The sequence below is a fragment of the Caulobacter sp. CCH9-E1 genome (genome assembly GCF_001556515.1).
GTDB lineage: Bacteria > Pseudomonadota > Alphaproteobacteria > Caulobacterales > Caulobacteraceae > Caulobacter.
In genome coordinates, this window is sequence record NZ_LSJA01000315.1 from 1 (window position 1) to 18982 (window position 18982).

At 69.2% G+C, this 18982-nt stretch carries 19 protein-coding genes and 1 riboswitch; of the genes, 13 read left to right on the top strand and 6 right to left on the bottom strand.

Going from position 1 to position 18982, the window contains the following annotated elements; translation table 11 throughout:
- On the bottom strand, nucleotides 1-653 hold a 653-nt coding region (locus tag AX690_RS17615; RefSeq protein WP_156449719.1), incomplete at its 3' end, for a DEAD/DEAH box helicase.
- A 58-nt stretch (nucleotides 654-711) separates the two neighbouring features.
- Here AX690_RS17615 and AX690_RS17620 point away from each other — a divergent pair.
- The 3 genes from AX690_RS17620 to AX690_RS17630 all read left to right on the top strand — a co-directional run bounded on the left by AX690_RS17620 (nucleotide 712) and on the right by AX690_RS17630 (nucleotide 4547).
- Entirely contained in the window at nucleotides 712-3567 is a 2856-nt protein-coding gene (locus AX690_RS17620) for an ATP-dependent DNA helicase (protein WP_066683081.1), read from the top strand.
- A gap of 77 nt (nucleotides 3568-3644) precedes the next feature.
- A complete protein-coding gene (locus AX690_RS17625; RefSeq protein ID WP_066683082.1) occupies nucleotides 3645-3905 on the top strand; it encodes a DNA-binding transcriptional regulator in 261 nt (86 codons plus the stop codon).
- 63 nt (nucleotides 3906-3968) lie between these two features.
- Nucleotides 3969-4547: an SRPBCC family protein gene (locus tag AX690_RS17630; protein WP_066683083.1), complete on the top strand. Its 579-nt coding sequence runs from the start codon at nucleotides 3969-3971 to the stop codon at nucleotides 4545-4547.
- A gap of 204 nt (nucleotides 4548-4751) precedes the next feature.
- Here the strand turns inward: AX690_RS17630 and AX690_RS17635 are convergent, their stop codons facing one another.
- On the bottom strand, nucleotides 4752-5417 hold the full coding sequence (locus AX690_RS17635; RefSeq protein WP_066683084.1) for an aspartate/glutamate racemase family protein: 666 nt from the start codon (nucleotides 5415-5417) through the stop codon (nucleotides 4752-4754).
- An 11-nt stretch (nucleotides 5418-5428) separates the two neighbouring features.
- Nucleotides 5429-6427 carry a D-cysteine desulfhydrase gene (locus tag AX690_RS17640; protein WP_066683085.1) on the bottom strand — a complete coding sequence of 333 codons (999 nt, stop codon included), beginning with the start codon at nucleotides 6425-6427 and terminating at the stop codon, nucleotides 5429-5431.
- Nucleotides 6428-6572: 145 nt separating this feature from the next.
- On the opposite strand from AX690_RS17640, the gene AX690_RS17645 reads away from it, so the two are divergent.
- The 10 genes from AX690_RS17645 to AX690_RS17690 all read left to right on the top strand — a co-directional run bounded on the left by AX690_RS17645 (nucleotide 6573) and on the right by AX690_RS17690 (nucleotide 16478).
- Nucleotides 6573-7130, top strand: coding sequence for a hypothetical protein (locus tag AX690_RS17645; RefSeq protein WP_066683086.1), 558 nt, complete (start codon nucleotides 6573-6575; stop codon nucleotides 7128-7130).
- Between the two features lie 53 nt (nucleotides 7131-7183).
- Nucleotides 7184-7579, top strand: coding sequence for a hypothetical protein (locus AX690_RS17650; protein ID WP_066683087.1), 396 nt, complete (start codon nucleotides 7184-7186; stop codon nucleotides 7577-7579).
- Nucleotides 7580-7595: 16 nt separating this feature from the next.
- Complete coding sequence (locus tag AX690_RS17655; RefSeq protein WP_066683088.1) at nucleotides 7596-8444, top strand: neutral zinc metallopeptidase; 849 nt, start codon at nucleotides 7596-7598, stop codon at nucleotides 8442-8444.
- Nucleotides 8445-8488: 44 nt separating this feature from the next.
- The gene (locus AX690_RS17660; RefSeq protein ID WP_066683089.1) at nucleotides 8489-8689 is read left to right on the top strand and encodes a hypothetical protein; all 201 of its coding nucleotides are present in this window, start codon (nucleotides 8489-8491) and stop codon (nucleotides 8687-8689) included.
- 55 nt (nucleotides 8690-8744) lie between these two features.
- A riboswitch (TPP riboswitch) is annotated at nucleotides 8745-8850 on the top strand.
- 73 nt (nucleotides 8851-8923) lie between these two features.
- Nucleotides 8924-10762, top strand: a complete 1839-nt coding sequence (gene thiC, locus AX690_RS17665) for a phosphomethylpyrimidine synthase ThiC (RefSeq protein WP_066683090.1) — start codon at nucleotides 8924-8926, stop codon at nucleotides 10760-10762.
- Between the two features lie 67 nt (nucleotides 10763-10829).
- Complete coding sequence (locus tag AX690_RS17670; RefSeq protein WP_066730505.1) at nucleotides 10830-11900, top strand: hypothetical protein; 1071 nt, start codon at nucleotides 10830-10832, stop codon at nucleotides 11898-11900.
- 375 nt (nucleotides 11901-12275) lie between these two features.
- Nucleotides 12276-15005 carry a TonB-dependent receptor gene (locus tag AX690_RS17675; protein WP_066730506.1) on the top strand — a complete coding sequence of 910 codons (2730 nt, stop codon included), beginning with the start codon at nucleotides 12276-12278 and terminating at the stop codon, nucleotides 15003-15005.
- Nucleotides 15006-15105: 100 nt separating this feature from the next.
- Entirely contained in the window at nucleotides 15106-15492 is a 387-nt protein-coding gene (locus tag AX690_RS17680; protein WP_066683093.1) for a hypothetical protein, read from the top strand.
- A 63-nt stretch (nucleotides 15493-15555) separates the two neighbouring features.
- The gene (locus AX690_RS17685; RefSeq protein WP_066683094.1) at nucleotides 15556-15891 is read left to right on the top strand and encodes a GIY-YIG nuclease family protein; all 336 of its coding nucleotides are present in this window, start codon (nucleotides 15556-15558) and stop codon (nucleotides 15889-15891) included.
- Nucleotides 15891-16478: a DUF2239 family protein gene (locus tag AX690_RS17690; RefSeq protein ID WP_066683095.1), complete on the top strand. Its 588-nt coding sequence runs from the start codon at nucleotides 15891-15893 to the stop codon at nucleotides 16476-16478. Before AX690_RS17685 ends, AX690_RS17690 begins: the two co-directional genes overlap by 1 nt.
- Here AX690_RS17690 and AX690_RS17695 read toward each other — a convergent pair.
- The 3 genes from AX690_RS17695 to AX690_RS17705 are packed head-to-tail and all read right to left on the bottom strand — an operon-like array spanning nucleotide 16433 to nucleotide 18921.
- Complete coding sequence (locus AX690_RS17695; protein ID WP_066683096.1) at nucleotides 16433-17476, bottom strand: ThuA domain-containing protein; 1044 nt, start codon at nucleotides 17474-17476, stop codon at nucleotides 16433-16435. The genes AX690_RS17690 and AX690_RS17695 overlap by 46 nt on opposite strands.
- 8 nt (nucleotides 17477-17484) lie before the next feature.
- Nucleotides 17485-17871 (bottom strand): VOC family protein, encoded by a 387-nt coding sequence (locus tag AX690_RS17700; RefSeq protein ID WP_066683097.1) that lies wholly within the window; start codon nucleotides 17869-17871, stop codon nucleotides 17485-17487.
- Nucleotides 17872-17913: 42 nt separating this feature from the next.
- Nucleotides 17914-18921, bottom strand: coding sequence for an SDR family oxidoreductase (locus AX690_RS17705; RefSeq protein WP_066730507.1), 1008 nt, complete (start codon nucleotides 18919-18921; stop codon nucleotides 17914-17916).
- Between the last annotated feature and the right edge of the window lie 61 nt (nucleotides 18922-18982).

Genomic DNA, 18982 nt, shown 5'->3' on the forward strand with positions numbered 1-18982 from the left:
CCCCCTGCCCCCTCCCCGCAAGGGGGAGGGGAGTTCCATCCCAGCCACTTCCGCACCAGGTCCGGATCATCGACCGTCGCCGACAGCCCCACCCGCCGCATCCGTGGCGCGAATTGTTGCAACCGAGCCAGGCCCAGCGCCAAGAGGTCGCCGCGCTTGGAGGGCCAGATGGCGTGGGCCTCGTCGATGATCACGCAGGAGAGGTCGCTGAAATACTCGCGCGCGCCCTCCCAGGCGCAGAACAGGGCCAGCTGTTCGGGCGTGGTCAGCAGGATGTCCGGCGGCCGGACGCGCTGGCGGGCCTTGCGGGCCTCGCCGGTGTCGCCGGTCCGGCTCTCGGCGACGATCGGCAGCCCCATCTCGCGGATGGGGGTGAGCAGGTTGCGCTCGACGTCGACCGCCAGCGCTTTCAGCGGCGAGATGTAGAGCGTGTGCACGCCGGCCGGCGCGTTGCGCGGCGGGCGCTCGGCCAGCTCGATCAGGCTGGGCAGGAAGCCCGCCAAGGTCTTGCCGCCGCCGGTGGGGGCGATCAGCAGGGCGCCGCGGCCTTCGCGGGCCTTCTCCAGCATGGCCAGCTGGTGCGCGCGCGGGCTCCAGCCGCGGTCGGCGAACCATTGCTGGAAGCGGGGAGGAAGGGCGTCAGCCGCGAGCATTCATCGCCATATAGCATGTTCCCTTTCTGTTTCACCCGGCTTTTGCTAACAGACTCGCGTGACCGCTTCCCCGCCGACTCTGGACTTGGCTCCAGCCCTGGTCGTCCTGCCCGGCCCGCGCGCCGGCATGGCCGACGGCGGGGGCGAGGGGCGGATGCTGCGCGCGCCCGACGCTCGCGACCTGTTCGAGCATGGCCCGGTCTTGGTCGCGCACGGCGCGATGACCGCGCGGCGGCTGAACCTGTCGCCGCCGCCGCGCTCGCCCCGGCTGTTCGATGTGCTGGAACTGCACGCCTTCGTCCGGCCCGGCGCCTTCTGCGCGCCGTCAGCGGTGGGCCTTGCCATGGCGCTGGGTCTCGCCGAACCGCACGGCGCCGCCCAGCAGGCCCAGAGCCTGCGCGAAAGCGCCGACGCCCTGCTGCGCGAGCTGGCCCTGACGCCTGTCCCCTCGCGCGAGGAAGCGCTGGCGGTCGCCGAAACCCTGGCCAAGGCCGGCTGGTCCTGGGGACCCGCCGTGATCGGGGCGCTGCGGTCCGTCCCGGTCGGCAACCAGTTCCGCGGCTCGGGCCTCGACGTCTGGGCGCGGCTGCCCGAGTGGGAGGATCAGGCGCCGCCCGGCGAGGCCGGGTCGCGACCCATCGACCCCGAGCGCGCGGGCCAGCGCCTGACCGAACTGCTGCAACGCTCGGGCCTGGAGGAAATCCGCGAAGCCCAGGCGACTTTCGCCAAGGAGGCGGCCTACGCCTTCCAGCCGCGCGAGCGCGAGGGCGAGCCGCGCATGATGCTGGCCGAGGCCGGCACGGGCGTCGGCAAGACGCTCGGTTACCTGGCGCCGGCCTCGCTGTGGGCCGAGGCCAATGGGCCGTCGGTCTGGGTCAGCACCTACACCCGCGCCCTGCAGCGCCAGATCGAGCGCGAGAGCCGCTCGATCTATCCCGACCCCAAGGAGCGCGCCAAGAAGGCGGTGGTCCGCAAGGGGCGCGAGAACTACCTGTGCCTGCTGAACTTCCAGGAGCAGATCAACGGCGCGCAGCTCGGCAATGGCGACCTGATCGGCCTGGCCCTGACCGCGCGCTGGGCGCGGGCGACGCGCGACGGCGACATGACCGGCGGCGACTTCCCCGCCTGGCTTCCGACACTGTCCGCCGTGCCGCCGTCGGCCCAGGCCAGTCCGGCCAACCTGGTCGACCGGCGCGGCGAGTGCATCCACGCCGGCTGCCAGCACTATCGCATCTGCTTCATCGAGAAGGCGGTGCGCGCCTCCAAGCGCGCCGACCTCGTCATCGCCAACCACGCCCTGGTCCTGACCCAGGCCGCCTTCGACGGCGCCCGGACGGCGCGCGGGCTGAAGGGCGACAATGAGACCACCAGCCTCAAGCGCATCGTCTTCGACGAGGGGCACCACCTGTTCGAGGCCGCCGACAGCGCCTTCTCCGCCGCCCTGTCCGGCGCCGAAGCGGCCGAGCTGCGCCGCTGGATCCGGGGCCCCGAAGGTCGGGGGCGGCGGGGCCGGGGGCTTGAAGCCCGTCTGCTCGACATCCTGGGCGACCGCGAGGGGGCTCGGCAGGCGATGGGCCAAGCCATCCACGCCGCCGCCGCCTTGCCGGGGGAGGGGTGGTCCGGCCGCGTCGCGCCGCCGGACGGCCAGATCAATCCGATCGGGCCGATCGAGAACTTCCTGGTCGCCGTCATCGAGCAACTGCGCGCCCGCACCAGCGAGCGGGGCGGCGCCGATCTGGGCCTGCAGTGCGACGCTCGCCCGCCGATCGATCTCGTCCGCGAGCGGGCGCCCGAGGCCGCCAAGGCGCTAGCCTCGATCGAGGCGCCGCTGCTGGCCCTGGCCCGCGCGCTGGAAGACGTTCTGGACGAGGAGGCCGAGCACCTGGCCCCCTCTGAACGCGCGCGCATCGAAGGCGCGCTGCGAGGTCTTGATCGCCGCGCCCGCATGACCTTGCCCGCCTGGCGCTCGATCCTGAAGGCGCTGGAGGAGGACGACGTCGATCCCAGCGAGACCGACCCCGACTTCGTCGACTGGTTCGAGGCCACCTTCCTGTACGGCCGCGTCGTCGACGCCGCCTGCCGCCGCCACTGGGTGGACCCGACCGAGCCGCTGCGGGCGGCCGTGCTGTCGCCGGCCCACGGGGTGCTGGTGACCAGCGCGACCCTGGTCGATCCGGCGCTGGAGGACCCCTTCGCCCTGGCCGAGATGCGCACCGGCGCCGCCCGGCTGCCGTCCGCGCCCAAGGTGCTGCGGCTGGTCTCGCCGTTCGACTACGCCAACAACGCCAAGGCCTTCGTGGTCACGGACGTCAACAAGGAAGACCCGCGCCAGGTCTCGGCCGCGATGCGCGAGCTCTTTCTGGCGGCCGGCGGCGGGGGGCTTGGCCTGTTCACCGCCATCCGCCGCCTGAAGGCCGTGCACGAGCGCATCGCCGCGCCGCTGGCAGACAACGGCCTGGCGCTCTACGCCCAGCACGTCGATCCGCTGGAGGTCGGGGCGCTGGTCGACATCTTCCGCGCGGAGGAGGACGCCTGCCTGCTGGGCACCGACGCCATCCGCGACGGGGTGGACGTGCCGGGACGGTCGTTGCGCCTGCTGGTCTTCGATCGCGTGCCCTGGCCTCGTCCCGACGTGCTGCACAAGGCCCGGCGCCTGCGGTTCGGCGGCAAGGGCTATGACGACGCCGTGGCGCGGGCTCGCATCAGCCAGGCGTTTGGCCGGCTGATCCGGCGGGCCGACGATCGCGGCGTCTTCGTGATGCTGGACGCCGCCGCGCCGACGCGGCTGTTCTCAAGCTTGCCGGAGGGCGTCCAGATCGAGCGGGTCGGGCTCGTCGAGGCGATCGAGGCGACCACCGCCTTCCTGGCCAAGAAGACCGAGGACCGTCCCGGCGGCGATCTGGCGGCTTCCTGACTTAAAGTCGTCGAATTTTCGCAATGAGGACGTCCTAAAAGTCCGCCATGGGAAGGGCCAGTTCAGGAGCGTACCCGATGACCCGACACGCCGACCCCGCGATCGACGAAGCCGCGACTCCCGCGCGCGCCCGCTCTGCCCGCGCCCTGGTCCAGGCGGTCCGCTGGCGCACCGGGCTCTCGCAGGCCGATTTCGCCTCGGTCTTCCACATCGATCTGACCCTGCTGCAGGACCTGGAGCACGGCGAGGCTCGCCTGGATCCGGCGCTGGCGGCCTATCTTCGGGTCATCGACCACGCGCCAGAGGTGGTCCGCGTCGCCTTGGGGCGCGCCTCCTAGACTGCGCCCGGCATCCATCCGCTCGCCCCGCGCCGACGTATCACGGCGGAATTGGAGCGCGTCATGCGGTTTGGGATTTCGGTAGTCCTGGCGATCTGGGCGGCTTGCGCCGCCAGCGCGCACGCGTTCGACCTCACGCCAAAGGCCCAGTCGGCGCTCAAACGCGGCGAGGCCTATGCCGAGGTCACGCCTGATCCCGATGGCGTCGCCGGCCACGTGCGAGCGGTGATCGACATCGATGCGCCGATCCAGAAGGTGTGGCGCACCATGACCGATTGCGCGGCGGCCAAGGTCATGATCAGCACCTTGACCGGCTGCCGGGTGGTCGAGGGCGATCAGGCGCGCGGCTGGGACATCCGCGAACACATCACGCGCCGGAACCTGATTTTTCCGGGCATGCGGATCGTGTTCCGCTCGGACTACGAGCCCTACAGCCTGATCCGGTTCCGGCTGGTGGAGGGCGACCTCCAGATCCAGCAGGGCGAATGGCGGCTCCAGGGTCTGGATGGCGGTCGTCGGACCCGCGTGTTCTACGAGAATCGGCTGGCGGTGGATTGGCCCGTCCCCAAGGCGCTCATGCGCGAAGCGCTGCGGCGCGATACGCCCAAGGTGCTGATGAACCTGCGGCGCGTCTGCGAATAGCCGCCGATCCCAAGCCGCGCGGCAGCCATCGGCTTTGACTGCGACAGCCGGACGCGTTGTCCGCCGACTGATCTTCGGCGAATAGCTGGAGATCAGGTTTGAGGCGAGACCGCGCCCGGAGCGGCGGCGTTCGACGCTGTCCTGTTGGGGAACAGGACGACGCCCCCGGGTTCGTTCGAATCCGGGGGCGTTTTCATGTCTGGCTTAGCTGCAGCAGACCGCCACGCAGCGCCGGGCGAGGGTCTCGGTGGCGTCGAGGAACGGGACCGAGAGGTCGTCGGCGCTCAGCACCAGCGGCACTTCGGTGCAGCCGGCGACCACGCTTTGAGCCCCCTTGCCGACCAGGCGATGGGCGAGGGCGGCCATGGTTTCGCGTGAAGCCGGTCCGACGTCGCCATGCTTGATGCGATAGAGCAGGGCCATGAACTCGACCTGTTCGTGGTCGTCGAGCGTCACGACCTCCAGGCCCATATGGAAGAAGCGGTCGCGGTAGAGGCCCAGCGCCAGGCCGGTGCCAAGCACGCCGACCGTGCTCGCGCCCTGCGCCCTGGCCGCGAGGCCCGCCGTTTCCAGCATGTCGACCAGAGGCAGGCCGCTGGCGCGCACGGCGTCGGCATAGGCGTGGGCGGTGTTGCAGGCGATCGCCAGCACCTGCGCGCCGGCGTCCCTCAGGCCCGCGGCCATGCCGGCCAGGACCGGGCCGGGATCGGAGTCGCTGTGGTTCCGGTCGGGGACCTTGGGATTGATGTCGACCAGGACGCGCAGGTGATCCTGCTCGCGCTGGACCGGCGTGGCCGCCTGCAGCTTGGCGAGGAAGTCGAGGGTGGCGGCAGGCCCCATGCCGCCCAGGACGCCGAGGACCTTGCTCATCGGTTCGCTCCCTAAAGCGCCGGCTCCAGCACGCTCTGATAGCCGAACAGTCCCTGAGCGCCGCCCGTATGCAGGAAGACGACGCGTTCGTTCTTGAAGACGCCTTTGCGCGCCTGGTCGATCAGGCCCTTCATCGCCTTGCCCGAATAGACCGGGTCCAGCAGCAGGCCTTCGGTGCGGGCGGCCAGGGTCAAGGCGTCGATCACGCCCTGGTCGACCAGGCCATAGCCTTCGCCGACATAGTCGCAGTCGGCCACGACCGCCTCGCGCCTGACCCGCCCGGCCGCGCCGATGGTCTCGGCGGTGGCGACGGCCAGGTTGAAGACGTTCTCCTCCTGCTTGGGCTTGGGGGCGCGGACGCCGAAGCCCAGGATCGGAACATCGACCGACAGCGCGGCGAAGCCGGCGACCAGGCCGGCGTGGGTGCCGGCGCTGCCGGTGGCGGTGACCAACCGGTCGATCTTCAGGTCCATCTGGTCGGCCTGGACGATCAGCTCGCGGGCGCAGTCGACATAGCCCAGCGCGCCGACCGTATTCGAGCCGCCGCCCGGAATGACATAGGGCTTGCCGCCGCGCTGGCGGACGCTGTCGGCGGTGGCCTCCACCTCGGCGACCATGTCGGTTCCGGCCGGCGCGTAGCGGATCGCCGCGCCCATCAGCTTGTCGAGCAACACGTTGCCGTTGCCCATGTAATCGCCGGCCTTCGAGCCCGTGCGCTCCTCCAGGATGACCTCGGTCTTCAGGCCGAAGCGCGCGCCGGCGGCGATCGTCTGGCGCACGTGGTTGGACTGCACCGCGCCCTGGGTGACCAGGGTGTCGGCGCCCCGCGCCAGGGCCTCGCCGAGCAGGAACTCCAGCTTGCGGGTCTTGTTGCCGCCGCCGGCCAGGCCGGTGCAGTCGTCCCGCTTGACCCAGAGATCGATCCCCAGCGCCGCGCCCAGGCGGGGCAGGGGCTCCAGCGGCGTCGGCAGGTGGGCGAAGCGGGCGCGGGGGAAGCGGGCGAGATGCATGAACTGTAGTCCCTCGGAATGTCGCTGCTCTGTTAGCACGACTGGCGCGCGCCGCGATGATTAGGTGGCGCCCCCGCGGGCCCCTTGGTGATATGATCAATCCTTGAGAACCGGCGCTCAAACGACCGGCTCCACGGAGGAAGACATGACCCGGATGATTCCGTACGTCGCGCTGGGCGCGGCGGCTTTCCTGTTCGCCGGCGCGGCCGGCGCTTCGACCCTCATCATCGGCGGCGGCTCGGCCAACGAATGCTCCGACGCCGCGCTCAAGGGGCGGTCCGACGACCGCGCCGTGCTCGCCTGCACCACCGCGCTGGAACTGGAGAACCTGAACTTCCGCGACCGCGCCCGCACCTATGTGAACCGCGGCGTGCTGCAGATGCGCCAGCATCAGTTCGCGGCGGCGCGTGCGGACTTCGACCAGGCGTCGAGCATCGATCCCAGCCTCGGCGAAGCCTATGTGAACCGCGGCGCCACCCTGGTCGGCGAAGCGCGCTATCAGGAGGGCGTGGCCCAGATCGACAAGGGTCTGTCGCTAGGCGTCAAGGACCCCGAGCGCGCCCTCTACAATCGCGCCCTGGCCAATGAAGGTCTCGGCAATCTCCGCGCGGCCTATCTCGACTACGCCAAGGCGGCGGAGCTTAATCCCGATTGGGCGGCGCCGAAGACCGAGCTGGCGCGTTTCACCGTCAAACGGCCCTGATCCGCGCCTGAGCGGCGCGGCGGGCCGTTCCAACTGAAGGAGCGACGCGTCGCGTGCGAAAGGTCCTTTGCCTATCGGTTTGCCTCGCGGCTCTGGGCGGGAGCGTCCAGGCCCAGAGCCTGCGCGAGATCGAGGCGCGCAACGCCGCCGCCCACGCGCTGGAAGACGTCCGGCGAGACCTGCTGGCCAGCCAGATCGAGGCCTCAAATGCTCAGGAGCGCGCCCGGACCGACAGCTTGCTGCGCGGTCTGGAGCAGCAGCGCGCCAGCTCGATCCTCACCGCGCCGTCGATGACCGTCCCGCCCGCGCGCGCCGTGGACGATCCTGCGCGCCGCGAGGCCGATCGCGCCAACGCCATGAGCCGTCTCGATCAACTGACCCAGGAAGCGCTGGCGCAGAGCAACGCCCGCATGCGCGCCATACGGCCCGCGAGCGAACCAAAACGCTGAAGACGAAGAGGTTTTGATGGAGTGGGAAGGCGGCCGTCGGTCCGGCAACATCGAGGATCGGCGCGGTCTGGGGCCGGTGGGCATCGCTGGCGGCGGCATCGGCGCGGTGGTGCTGGCCGCGATCGGCTATTTCGTGTTCGGCATCGATCCGCGCACGACGATGGATGTCGCCCAGGGGCTGCAGCAACCCGTGCAGCAAGAGGGCGTCCGAGGCGAGGTCTCTGATCGCGACGGCCAGTTCATCGACGTGATCGAGACCTCCAACCGCGAGGTCTGGTCGCCGATCTTCCAGCGTGAAGGCGTGGACTACAGGCCGCCCGAGGCGATCGTGCTCTACAAGGAGGCTACTGGAACCGGCTGCGGGACCGGGCAGTCCGCCATGGGACCTTTCTACTGTCCGGCCGACCAGAAGGTCTATCTGGACCTGTCGTTCTGGCGGGAGCTGGAGGGCCGCTTCGGCGCCAAGGGCGAGTTCGCCCGCGCCTATGTCGTCAGCCACGAGATCGGCCACCACGTCCAGCATCTGCTGGGGGCCGATCAACAGGCCCGCCGCCTGGGCGCGCGGGGCGAGGAGAGCGGCTCGGTGCGCCTGGAGCTGCAGGCCGACTGCTATGCTGGCGTCTGGGCGGCGCACGCCGGAGAAGCCTCGGGCGGGCGGATCGTGATCAACCGGTCCGACATCCAGGACGGCCTCGGCGCGGCCGCCGCCGTCGGCGACGACACCCTGCAAAAGCAGACGCAGGGCCAGGTCGTGCCCGACAGCTTCACCCACGGCACAAGCGCCCAGCGCATGCGGTGGTTCAGCCGCGGTTACGAGCAGGGTGATCCGTCGGCGTGCGACACCTTCTCGGCCGCGAGCCTTTGATCTCTGTCAACGCGCGGTCGTTCAGCAAGCGGGAGAGTTCGACCATGTCCATGACCTTCACGAGCGAAGACCGGGTTCTGCTGGACCGCTACATCGAGAGCGTCCTGCTGCGGTTCAACGACGGTCGATATGATCTCCAGGAGGCGACCCGCGCCCTGGCGGAGAGCTTCATCCAGGTCGGGCGCGGCCAGCCCGACGTGCTGATGCACATGCGCGGCGTGGTCGAGGCCGGCGACGACGCCTGACGAGCTTGACCGGTATCAACGCTTGACCTCCACGTCAGCGCGCCTAGTGTCCGTCCCTTGTTCACCGGGGGGCCGCGCGCGCGGCTGAGATTGGGCTTCCGCCCTGACCCGTAGAACCTGATCCGGGTCATGCCGGCGAAGGGAGGGAACGCGGGCGCGGTCTTGATAGGCGTCCGTCAGACCGACTCAAGCACGCACGTCCGGGTCTCCTTGGAAGCTTGAGGAGCGCCCGAAATGAACATCCAGACGACCATCAAGGCCGTGGCCGAGACGATCTCGACCGGTCCGATCCCCGGCTCGCGCAAGGTCTACCAGGCCGGCGAGCTGTTCCCCGACCTGCGCGTCCCGTTCCGCGAGGTGGCGGTCCACCCGTCGGCCAACGAGCCGCCGGTGACGGTCTATGATCCGTCTGGCCCCTACACCGATCCGACCATCGCCATCGACATCGAGAAAGGCCTGCCGCGCTCGCGCGAGGCCTTCGTCGTGGCGCGTGGCGACGTCGAGATCGTCACCGATCCTCGCCAGGTGAAGCCCGAGGACAACGGCTTCGCCCAGGGCAAGCACCTGGCCCCGGAATTTCCCGACCAAGGCCGCAAGATCTACCGCGCCAAGCCGGGCAAGCTGGTCACCCAGCTGGAATACGCCCGCGCCGGGATCATCACGGCCGAGATGGAATATGTCGCCATCCGCGAGAACCTGCGCCGCGAGCAGAACGCTCCGTGCGTGCGTGACGGCGACGATTTCGGCGCGTCGATCCCGGACTTCGTGACGCCTGAGTTCGTGCGCCAGGAAGTGGCTCGCGGCCGCGCCATCATCCCGGCCAACATCAACCACGGCGAGCTTGAGCCGATGGCGATCGGCCGCAACTTCCTGGTCAAGATCAACGCCAACATCGGCAACTCGGCGGTGCTCTCGACCGTCGCCGACGAGGTCGACAAGCTGGTGTGGGCCACGCGCTGGGGCGCCGACACGGTCATGGACCTGTCGACCGGCCGCAACATCCATAACATCCGCGACTGGATCATCCGCAATTCGAGCGTGCCGATCGGCACCGTGCCGATCTACCAGGCGCTGGAGAAGGTCAACGGCGTGGCCGAGGACCTGAACTGGGAGGTCTTCCGCGACACCCTGATCGAGCAGTGCGAGCAGGGCGTCGACTACTTCACGATCCACGCCGGCGTGCGCCTGCCATTCGTGCCGCTGACCGCCAAGCGCGTCACCGGCATCGTCAGCCGCGGCGGCTCGATCATGGCCAAGTGGTGCCTGGCGCACCACAAGGAGAACTTCCTCTACGAGCGCTTCGAGGACATCTGCGAGATCATGCGCGCGTATGACGTGTCGTTCTCGTTGGGCGACGGCCTGCGTCCGGGCTCGACCGCCGACGCCAACGACGAGGCCCAGTTCGCCGAGCTGCGCACCCTTGGCGAGCTGACCAAGGTCGCCTGGAACCACGGCGTCCAGGTGATGATCGAAGGGCCGGGCCACGTGGCCATGCACAAGATCAAGGCCAACATGGACGAGCAGCTGAAGCACTGCCACGAGGCCCCGTTCTACACCCTCGGCCCGTTGACCACGGACATCGCGCCTGGCTACGACCACATCACCTCGGCCATTGGCGCGGCGATGATCGGCTGGTTCGGCACGGCGATGCTCTGCTACGTCACGCCCAAGGAGCACCTGGGCCTGCCCGACCGCGACGACGTCAAGACCGGCGTCATCACCTACAAGCTGGCCGCCCACGCCGCCGACCTCGCGAAGGGGCATCCTGGCGCGGCGATGTGGGACGACGCCATCAGCCGCGCGCGGTTCGAGTTCCGCTGGGAAGACCAGTTCAACCTGGCGCTCGACCCCGAGACCGCGCGGAAGTTCCACGACGAGACCCTGCCCAAGGAAGCGCACAAGACGGCGCACTTCTGCTCGATGTGCGGTCCCAAGTTCTGCTCGATGAAGATCAGCCAGGAGGTTCGCGACTTCGCGGCCGCCAAGGCTCCGAACGAAGTGGAACTCGGCATGGCCGTCATGAGCGAGAAGTTCAAGGAGCAGGGCTCGGAAATCTATCTGAAATCCGAATAGGGCGTTTGACGCGCCGCAAGGCGCCGCGGCGGGCGGCGGCTAGGCTTGAGCTTTCGGAGCCGCCGCCATGCCGACCCGCCGCGCCCTGATCGCCGCCACGCCCCTGCTGGTCGCGGGATGCTCTGGCGGCGACAACCCCTACGATCGCGCCGTCCACGACCTCTGGCGACTGCCGGACCTGGGCGGCGGCGGCGTCCCGATGATGGCGCTGATCCACGCCGCGACCCTGGCGGCGAACGGGCATAACACCCAACCCTGGCGCTTTCGCGTCGAGCCGCGCGCGATCGAGATCCTGCCGGACTTTTCGCGCCGCACGCCGGTCGTCGATCCGGACGACCACCACCTGTTCGTCAGCCTGGGCTGCGCCACCGAGACCCTGCTTCAGGCGGGGCTCGGCTACGGCTGGGCGGGCGAGCCGGAGATGCTGCCGGGCGGCGGCGTCCGCATCGCCCTGTCCAGCGCGCCGGCCCGTCCAGACGCCCTGTTCCAGGCGATCCCGCGCCGCGCCTCCACCCGGACCGCCTATGACAACCGATCGGCGGACGCGGCCACGCTGCGGCGGCTGGAGGCGGCCGTCGGAAAAGATGTCGGACTGCGTCTGGTTCTGGATCCCGACCAGCGAAACCACCTGACCGACATGATCGTCGCCGGAAACAGCGCCCAGCTCGCCGACCCGGCCTTCATGCGCGAGCTCGTCGACTGGATCCGCTTCGACGCCGCCGAGGCCTTGGCGCGGCGCGATGGCCTGTTCGCGGCCGCCTCCGGCAATCTGACGACTCCGCGCTGGTTGGGCGAGCGGCTCCTGCCGCTGGTCATGACGAAAAAGGGCGAAGCCGAGCGTATCACCCGCTGGATGCGCGGCTCGGCGGGCGCGGCGATCTTCACCGGCCCAAGCGAGACGCCCGAGGGCTGGATCGCCGTCGGCCGCGCCTTCACCCGCTTCGCGCTGACGGCGACGGCGGCGGGCTTGAAGCTGGCTTTCCTCAATCAGCCGGTCGAGGATCCGTCGACGCGCCGCCGGATGGCCGCCTGGATGGGCGAGCCGGGCAAGCGACCCGACCTCGTCGTCCGCTTCGGCTATGGACCGGACTTGCCGCGCGCCTTGCGCCGGACCGCCCAGGCTGTCGTGCTGGCTTAGAACCCGCGCGTCGTCCGCGTTGATTTCACTGGCCTTGGCAGGTGGGCGGGCGCGCCAAGCCTATCGAGGAACTGATGGCTGAGCTTCGACGAAGCGCGCGTTGAGGGTGGGACCGGGTCCCTCAGTCCAAGCCTTGTTTCCGTCTTGAAACATCATTGCGATCATTGAGGTCTGGTCGCACGAAATGTGACCATATTTCAAAGCTTCACCACCAGCTAGGCGCGCGCAGGACACACTGGTGCGCGCTTTATCACACATAGTCCTTTGATAACGCCGGGGGCGTTGCTATGCGGGACGACCCGTCAGGAGCGGCGACCCCCAGCGTTTGCGTCGCATTCGGTGCGACCTGATTGCAACTCGTCTTCCGTGGGCCGAATGACCCTTTCCGTGCTTCTCTATGGGCTGGCCGCCGCCGCGCTCGATCCCGCCAACGCCGCCGTGGCCGCCCCGCAGCTCTCCGCGTCTCCGGCCGCCGAGGAGCAGAAGCAGGCGGCGCCGAAGGACGATGGTTCCAACGAGGTCGAGGGTGTGGTGATCCAGGCCGACCCCCGCGGCAAGGTCGAGGGCGACATCAAGCCGGATATCGAGCTGAACGAGGCCGAGATCCAGAGCTTCGGCGCGACCAGCATCGGCGAACTGCTGACCATGCTGACGCCCCAGACGACCAGCACCCGCGGCCGCGACAGCAGCAGCGGACCGGTGCTGCTGGTCAATGGCCGCCGCATCTCGGGCTTCCAGGAGATCCAGGGCATTCCGCCCGAGGCGATCGAACGCTTCCAGATTCTGCCTGAGGAAGTCGCGCTCAGCTACGGCTACAAGGCCGACCAGCGGGTCGTGAACATCATCCTGAAGAAGAACTACAACGCCCTGCAGACCCAGGCGGCGGCGACCGTGGCGACCGATGGCGGCCGCACCGCGCCCAGCGCCGGCGGCAACCGCGTCCATATCGACGGCGATAAGCGCTGGAACGTCGACGTCCAGCTGTCGCACGAGCCTTATCTGCTGGAGCGGGATCGCGACATCGTGCGGTCTCCGAACGGTCAGCCCTATGATCTGACGGGCAATATCGCGGGCGTCGGCGGCGCCAGCATCGCGGGGCTGTCCAGCCTGACCGGCGGAGCGGTGACCTTCGCCGGCGTTCCGAGTTCGGCCGCGACGGGGCGCGCCAGCCTCGCCGACTACGCGGCGTTGGCCAACAGCTACAACACAGGCGACCTGACCCGCGATCGGTCGCTGATCTCCAAGTCGGACAAGGCCACGCTGCGCGGCGCCTACAGCCGCGACCTCAACAAGCAGACCCAGCTGACGATCAGCGGCAACCTGGAAGACAGCAGCAGCCATGCGCTTCTGGGCCTGCCGGGCGTGAGCTTCACCCTGCCGGCGGGCAATCCGTTCTCGCCGTTCTCCCAGTCGGTGATCGGCTATCGCTACATCGACTCTCCGGACGCGCTGGCGCGCAATGTCGATACGCTGCGCACCCAGGTCAGCATGGCCGCCAACGGCCGGGTCAAGGACTGGCGCTGGAACCTGACGAGCGACTTGGACCGCACGGCGACCGACACCACGACGGGGCGCGGTCTGGACGCCACGGCGCTGCAGGCGGCGATCGCGGCCGGCGACCCGACCGTCAATCCCTTCGGCCCCCTGTCGTCCACCCTGTACAAGCGCGTCGCCGACGACACCGCGCACTCGGTCTCGACCTCGGCCAGCGCCGAGCTGGTGCTGAACGGCGCCCTGTTCCAGCTGCCCGCCGGCCCGCTGCAGACGACGCTCAAGGTCGGGGCCAACAGCAAGAGCCTGGACTCCAAGACCGTCCGGTCCGGCGTGACGACGACGCGGGACATCACCCGCACGACCGAAAGCGTCCAGGGCAGCTTCACCGTGCCGCTGACCAGCACGCGCCAGGACTTCCTGGCCAAGGCCGGCGACCTCTCGGTGAACTTCAATCTGGGCTATGACGACCTGTCGGACCTGGGCGGCCTGACCACCTTGGGCGGCGGGCTCAACTGGTCTCCGATCAAGAAGATCAGCTTCATCGCCAGCTACACCGACGAAGAGGGCGCGCCCTCGACCAACCAGATCAACGATCCGGTGCTGGTGACGCCGAACGTCTCGGTGTTCGACTTCACGACCGGCCAGACGGTGATCATCACCCGGACGGATGGTGGCAACCCCAACCTGCGGAACGACAATCGCCAGGTCCAGCGGCTGGGCGTGAACTTCAAGCCGTTCGAAAAGACCGAGCTGACCTTCAACGCGACCTATACCCGCGCCGAGACCAAGAACATGATCTCGTCGTTCCCGGCCATCACGCCGGACCTGGAGCGGGCGTTCCCCGAGCGCTTCACCCGCGACGCCACGGGGCGCCTGCTGGCGATCGACGCCCGGCCGGTGAACTTCGCCAGCGCCGAGAGCGAGAACATCCGCTGGGGCTTCAACCTGTTCAAGCCGATCGGCCAACCGGCGCCCGGCGCGACGGCGGGGCCGGGCGGCGGACGCATGGGCGGCGGTCCCGTCGGGGGCGGGATGCGAATGGGCGGCGGCCCCGGCGGTCCTGGCGGTGGTCCGGGCGGCGGCGGCTTCGGCGGCCCGCCTCCTGGCCTGATGCGGCCGGGTCAAGGCATGTTCCAGCTGTCTGTCTATCACACCTGGCGCCTGACCGATGAGGTGACCATCCGAAAGGGCCTGCCGGTCCTCGACCAGCTGGATGGCTCGGCGATCAACTCGCGCACCGGCCAGGCGCGGCACGAGGTCCAGATCCAAGGCGGCTACTTCAAGGACGGCCTGGGCATGCGCTTCAACGGGACCTGGAAGGACTCGACCTGGGTCAATGGCGGGGCCACCGGCGGCCAGACGCTCTACTTCTCGGACCTCGCCACGGTGGGCGTGAACTTCTTCGCCAATTTCAGCGTCCCGGCGCGGAAGAAGGCCGTGGACCGCTTCCCGATTCTGAAGGGCGCGCAGGTTTCGTTGAACTTCGACAACATCCTCGACGCCAAGCAGACGGTGCGAGACCAGAACGGCAAAACGCCGCAGGCTTACCAGCGCGATTACTTGGATCCGTTGGGCCGTACGGTGCGTATCGGCTTCCGAAAACTGCTCTAGGGTGCGCCTAGGATAGATGATCGGCGTCTCAACACGTCCTTAAGCTGTCTGTCGCACCCTGGGTTTCTGGGCGGCCGATTTGGCCGGGTCGGAGGTCGTCATGTCCATCATGACATCCAGTACGCGCCGTGCGGGCGACCACTTCGAACCTACGGATACGGACCCGCAGGTCCAGCGGCGCATGCGTGGCTATCTAGAACAGATCGACTACACCGCCTTCGCCTCGAACAAGGCGGTTCTGTCCGTCACTGTCCCGCGCGTGGAGGGCGAACAGTTCCAGCGCCTGGCCGTCGCGGCTTCGACCGCGCGGGCGCGCTGGGTGACCGAAGCCGTCGCGATGACCGACCACGGCGCGACGCTGACGGAGGCCCAGGTGGCCCGTCTGCACCATCTGCGCTCCACCTACGAGGAACTGACCTCGGTCTACGAGGCCATGCGTCGCATGGTCGAGCGTGGCTACGTCGCCTATCGCCCCATCCCGGCGTAATTTCGACCGGGTAATATTGACTCTTATTTTTGTCCGGGTAAAAGGCGCGTCCAGGAGGCGATCATGTCCGGACGCAAGGCGCTGTTGCGCGCATACAAGGAACGCAAGGTCGAGGCGGGCGTGTACGCCGTCCGTTGTCTGGCGAGCGGCGAGGTGTGGGTCGGCGCGACCCCCGACCTCTCGACGCGACAAAGCGGCGTATGGTTCAGCCTGCGTCAAGGATCGCACCGGGAGCCGACCTTGCAGGCGGCCTGGAACGCGCACGGCGCGGACGCCTTCGTCTTCGAACCGATCGAGACGGTCGACGCCGAAGGTCTGGACGCGTTCTGCCGGGCGAGCCGCCTGAAGGACCGTCGCGCTCATTGGATCGGGACGCTGAGCGCGCGGGGGCTGAACTGATGGACGAGCGTTTCGTCGTCTTCCGCGGGCCTGAGCGCGTGGCGTCTGGAACGCGCGTGGAGGCCGCCTTGGCCGCTCATGCGCTGGCGTCACAGCCTGGAGTTCTGGTGTTTGGTCCGGACGGTCGCGGAATAGACTTCGACCTGACGGGAGGGCAGGACGAGATCTCAAGGCGCTATGGGCCGGCCGAGGCTCCGCGCGGTCGCGGGCGCCCCAAGCTGGGCGTGGTCGCCCGCGAGGTCACCCTGCTGCCGCGCCACTGGGACTGGCTGGCCAGCCAGCCCGGCGGGGCTTCGGTGGCGCTGCGCAAGCTGGTCGAGGCGGCCAGCCGCGCCGCCGAGGGGCCGGACCGGGTCCGCGCCGCGCGCGAGGCGACCTATCGCTTCGCCTCGGCCATGGCGGGCGATCTTCCGGGCTTCGAAGAGGCGATGCGCGCCTTGTTCGCGGGCGACGACACGGCGTTCGAGACGCGGATCGAGGCTTGGCCGACCGATATCGCCGCGCAGCTTCGAACGTACGCCGCCGAGGCCTTCGGCCCCGATCAGCCCTCGGACTTGGCCAGCACCTCGGCCAGCAGAGCCGAATAGGCCGCGTCGAACGGCGCGCGGTCGCTGTCCGGCTTCATCGGCCACAGCGGGCGCAGCGCCGCCGTCCGCGCCGCCGCGTCGCGCAGCCACGCGGGATCGGCTTTCGCCAGGCGCGCGGCGCGCTGATCGATCTCCGTCGAGGGGCGACCGCTGTAGGCCAGCAGCGCGCGCAGCGCCCACAGCGCCTGCTCGTCCGGATTGGGCTTGGCGTCGCCCGGCAGCTGGCCTGCCGTCCAGCGCACCGCGTCGACGATCTGCCGGCGATAGCGCGCGTCGGCCCAGGTCGCCGGCGTATGGCCGAGGTTGGTGTAGAACAGTCGGCCCTTGCCGATCTGGCGCGCCCAGGTGATCGGCACGAACCACGGCCGCTTCAGCGCCATGTCGCTGAAGTCCAGCGCCTGCAGCACGCGCACCCGCGCCGGATCGTAGTCCGCGTACTGGTAGATCTCCTCCGCATAGGCGAAGCGGCGCGGCCAGGCCTGGTTCATCGGCCCTTTCGCGTCGCCCAGCGCCTGGACGGTGATCGGCGCGCCTTGCGTCCAGGGATGGCCGGCGAACTTGCCGTTGATGAAGGCGGTGTAGGGCTCGCCGGGGCCGTCATAGGGCCAGCCGGTGTCGGTGGCGCTGTGCAGCCCGACGAAGCCGCCCCGGCCGCTCTTGATCCAGTCCTGGATGGCGGCCCAGGTCGCCGGCGCGATGGGCAGGGCGCCGGTCGTGTAGAAGACCAGGACGTCGATGTCCTTCAGCGTCTCCGGGGTGATCGCGCTGGCGTCGCGGGTCGAATGGACGCTAAAGGCGCCCGACCGCGCGCCGATCTCGGCCATGGCGATCTCGGACAGGGTGGGGCCGTTGCTGGCTTTTGGCGGCATGACGGGCGCGTGCACGAAGCCGACCGACTGGTCGAGATACAGCACCCGGACCTTGCCGGCCCTGGGCGCGGCCGCGGCGGGCAGCGCGAAAGCGAGCAGCGTCGCGACGAGAACAAGCAGGCGCGTCATGTCGGTCTTTAGGCCCCCGGGTGCAGCAAATCCCAGCGGTTGCCGTACAGATCCTCGAACACCGCCACCGTACCGTAGGCTTCGTGACGCGGCTCTTCCAGGAACTTCACGCCGGCGGCGACCATGCGCGCGTGGTCGCCGGCGAAGTCGTCGGTATGCAGGAACAGCCAGACGCGGCCGCCGCCCTGGCGCCCGATCGCCTCGGCCTGATCGCCGATGGCGCGGGCCAGCAGGAAGTTCGTTCCATCGGTTCCAGGCGAGACCACCACCCAGCGCTTGCCGCCGCCCATGTCGGTGTCCTCGACCAGGTCGAAGCCCAGCTTGCCGACATAGAAGGCGATGGCCTCGTCATAGTCGGCGACCAGCAGGGACACGAGGGCGACGCGACGGGCCATGGGCGACTCCTTGAACAGGAGTCGCTTCTAGCACGCGGCGGACTAGCCGCCGCTATAGCCGCCGATGATCGGCAGGATCTCGCCGGTGATGTAGCTGGAGGTCTGGGGCGAGGCGAGGAAGACATAGGCCGGGGCGATCTCCTCCGGCTGGGCCGGGCGCTTCATCGGCGTCTGGCTGCCGAACTTGGCGACCTGCGAAGCGAGCTTGTCGGCGGGATTCAGCGGCGTCCAGACAGGGCCGGGGGCCACGGCGTTCACCCGGATGCCCTTGTCGACCAGATGGGTCGCCAGCGACCGGGTGAAGGCGTGGATGCCGCCCTTGGTCATCGAGTAGTCCAAGAGGTCCTTGTTTCCCAGCAGGCCGGTGACCGAGCCGGTGTTGATGATCGCGCCGCCCTTGGGCAGGTGCTTCACCGCCGCCTTGGCCATGTGGAAATAGCCGTAGAGGTTGGTCTTCAGCGTCCGGTCGAAGTGCTCGGCCGTCAGGTCCTCGAAATCCGTGACGTGCTCCTGAAAGGCGGCGTTGTTGACCAGCACGTCGAGCCGGCCGAACGCCTCGACGGTCTTTTCGACAGCGGCCTTGGCGTAGGCCGGGTCGGCCACGTCGCCGGGCAGCAGGATGGCGCGGCGGCCCTCCATTTCGACCGCAAGGCGGGTGGCCTCGGCGTCCTTGTCCTCGCTGAGATAGGCGATGGCCACGTCGGCGCCTTCGCGGGCGAAAAGCACCGCCACGGCGCGACCGATGCCGCTGTCGGCGCCGGTGATCAGGGCGACCTTGCCCTCGAGCTTGCCCGAGCCCTTGTAGAAGGGGGCGTCGTACATCGGCGCGGGATCCAGGCGGTATTCGTCGCCAGGCTTGCTCTGGTGCTGCTCGGGGAAGGGCGGAGCGGGGTAGGGGCGGGCGCCGGCCTGCATGGCCTCGGACTTTTCCTCGTCCTTCGGCTGGAAGGAGCGTTCTTCCTGGGCGTCCAGCGGCGCCTGGATGGCGCGTTCGGCGTCGGCGGCGCGATCGCCGGCCTGTTCGAATTGCGGCGTTTGGGTCTCGGCCATGGCTGCCTCCTGAAGGTGAGCCCGGAAAACCACTGGCGTCGCGCGATGTTCCAACCGTGAC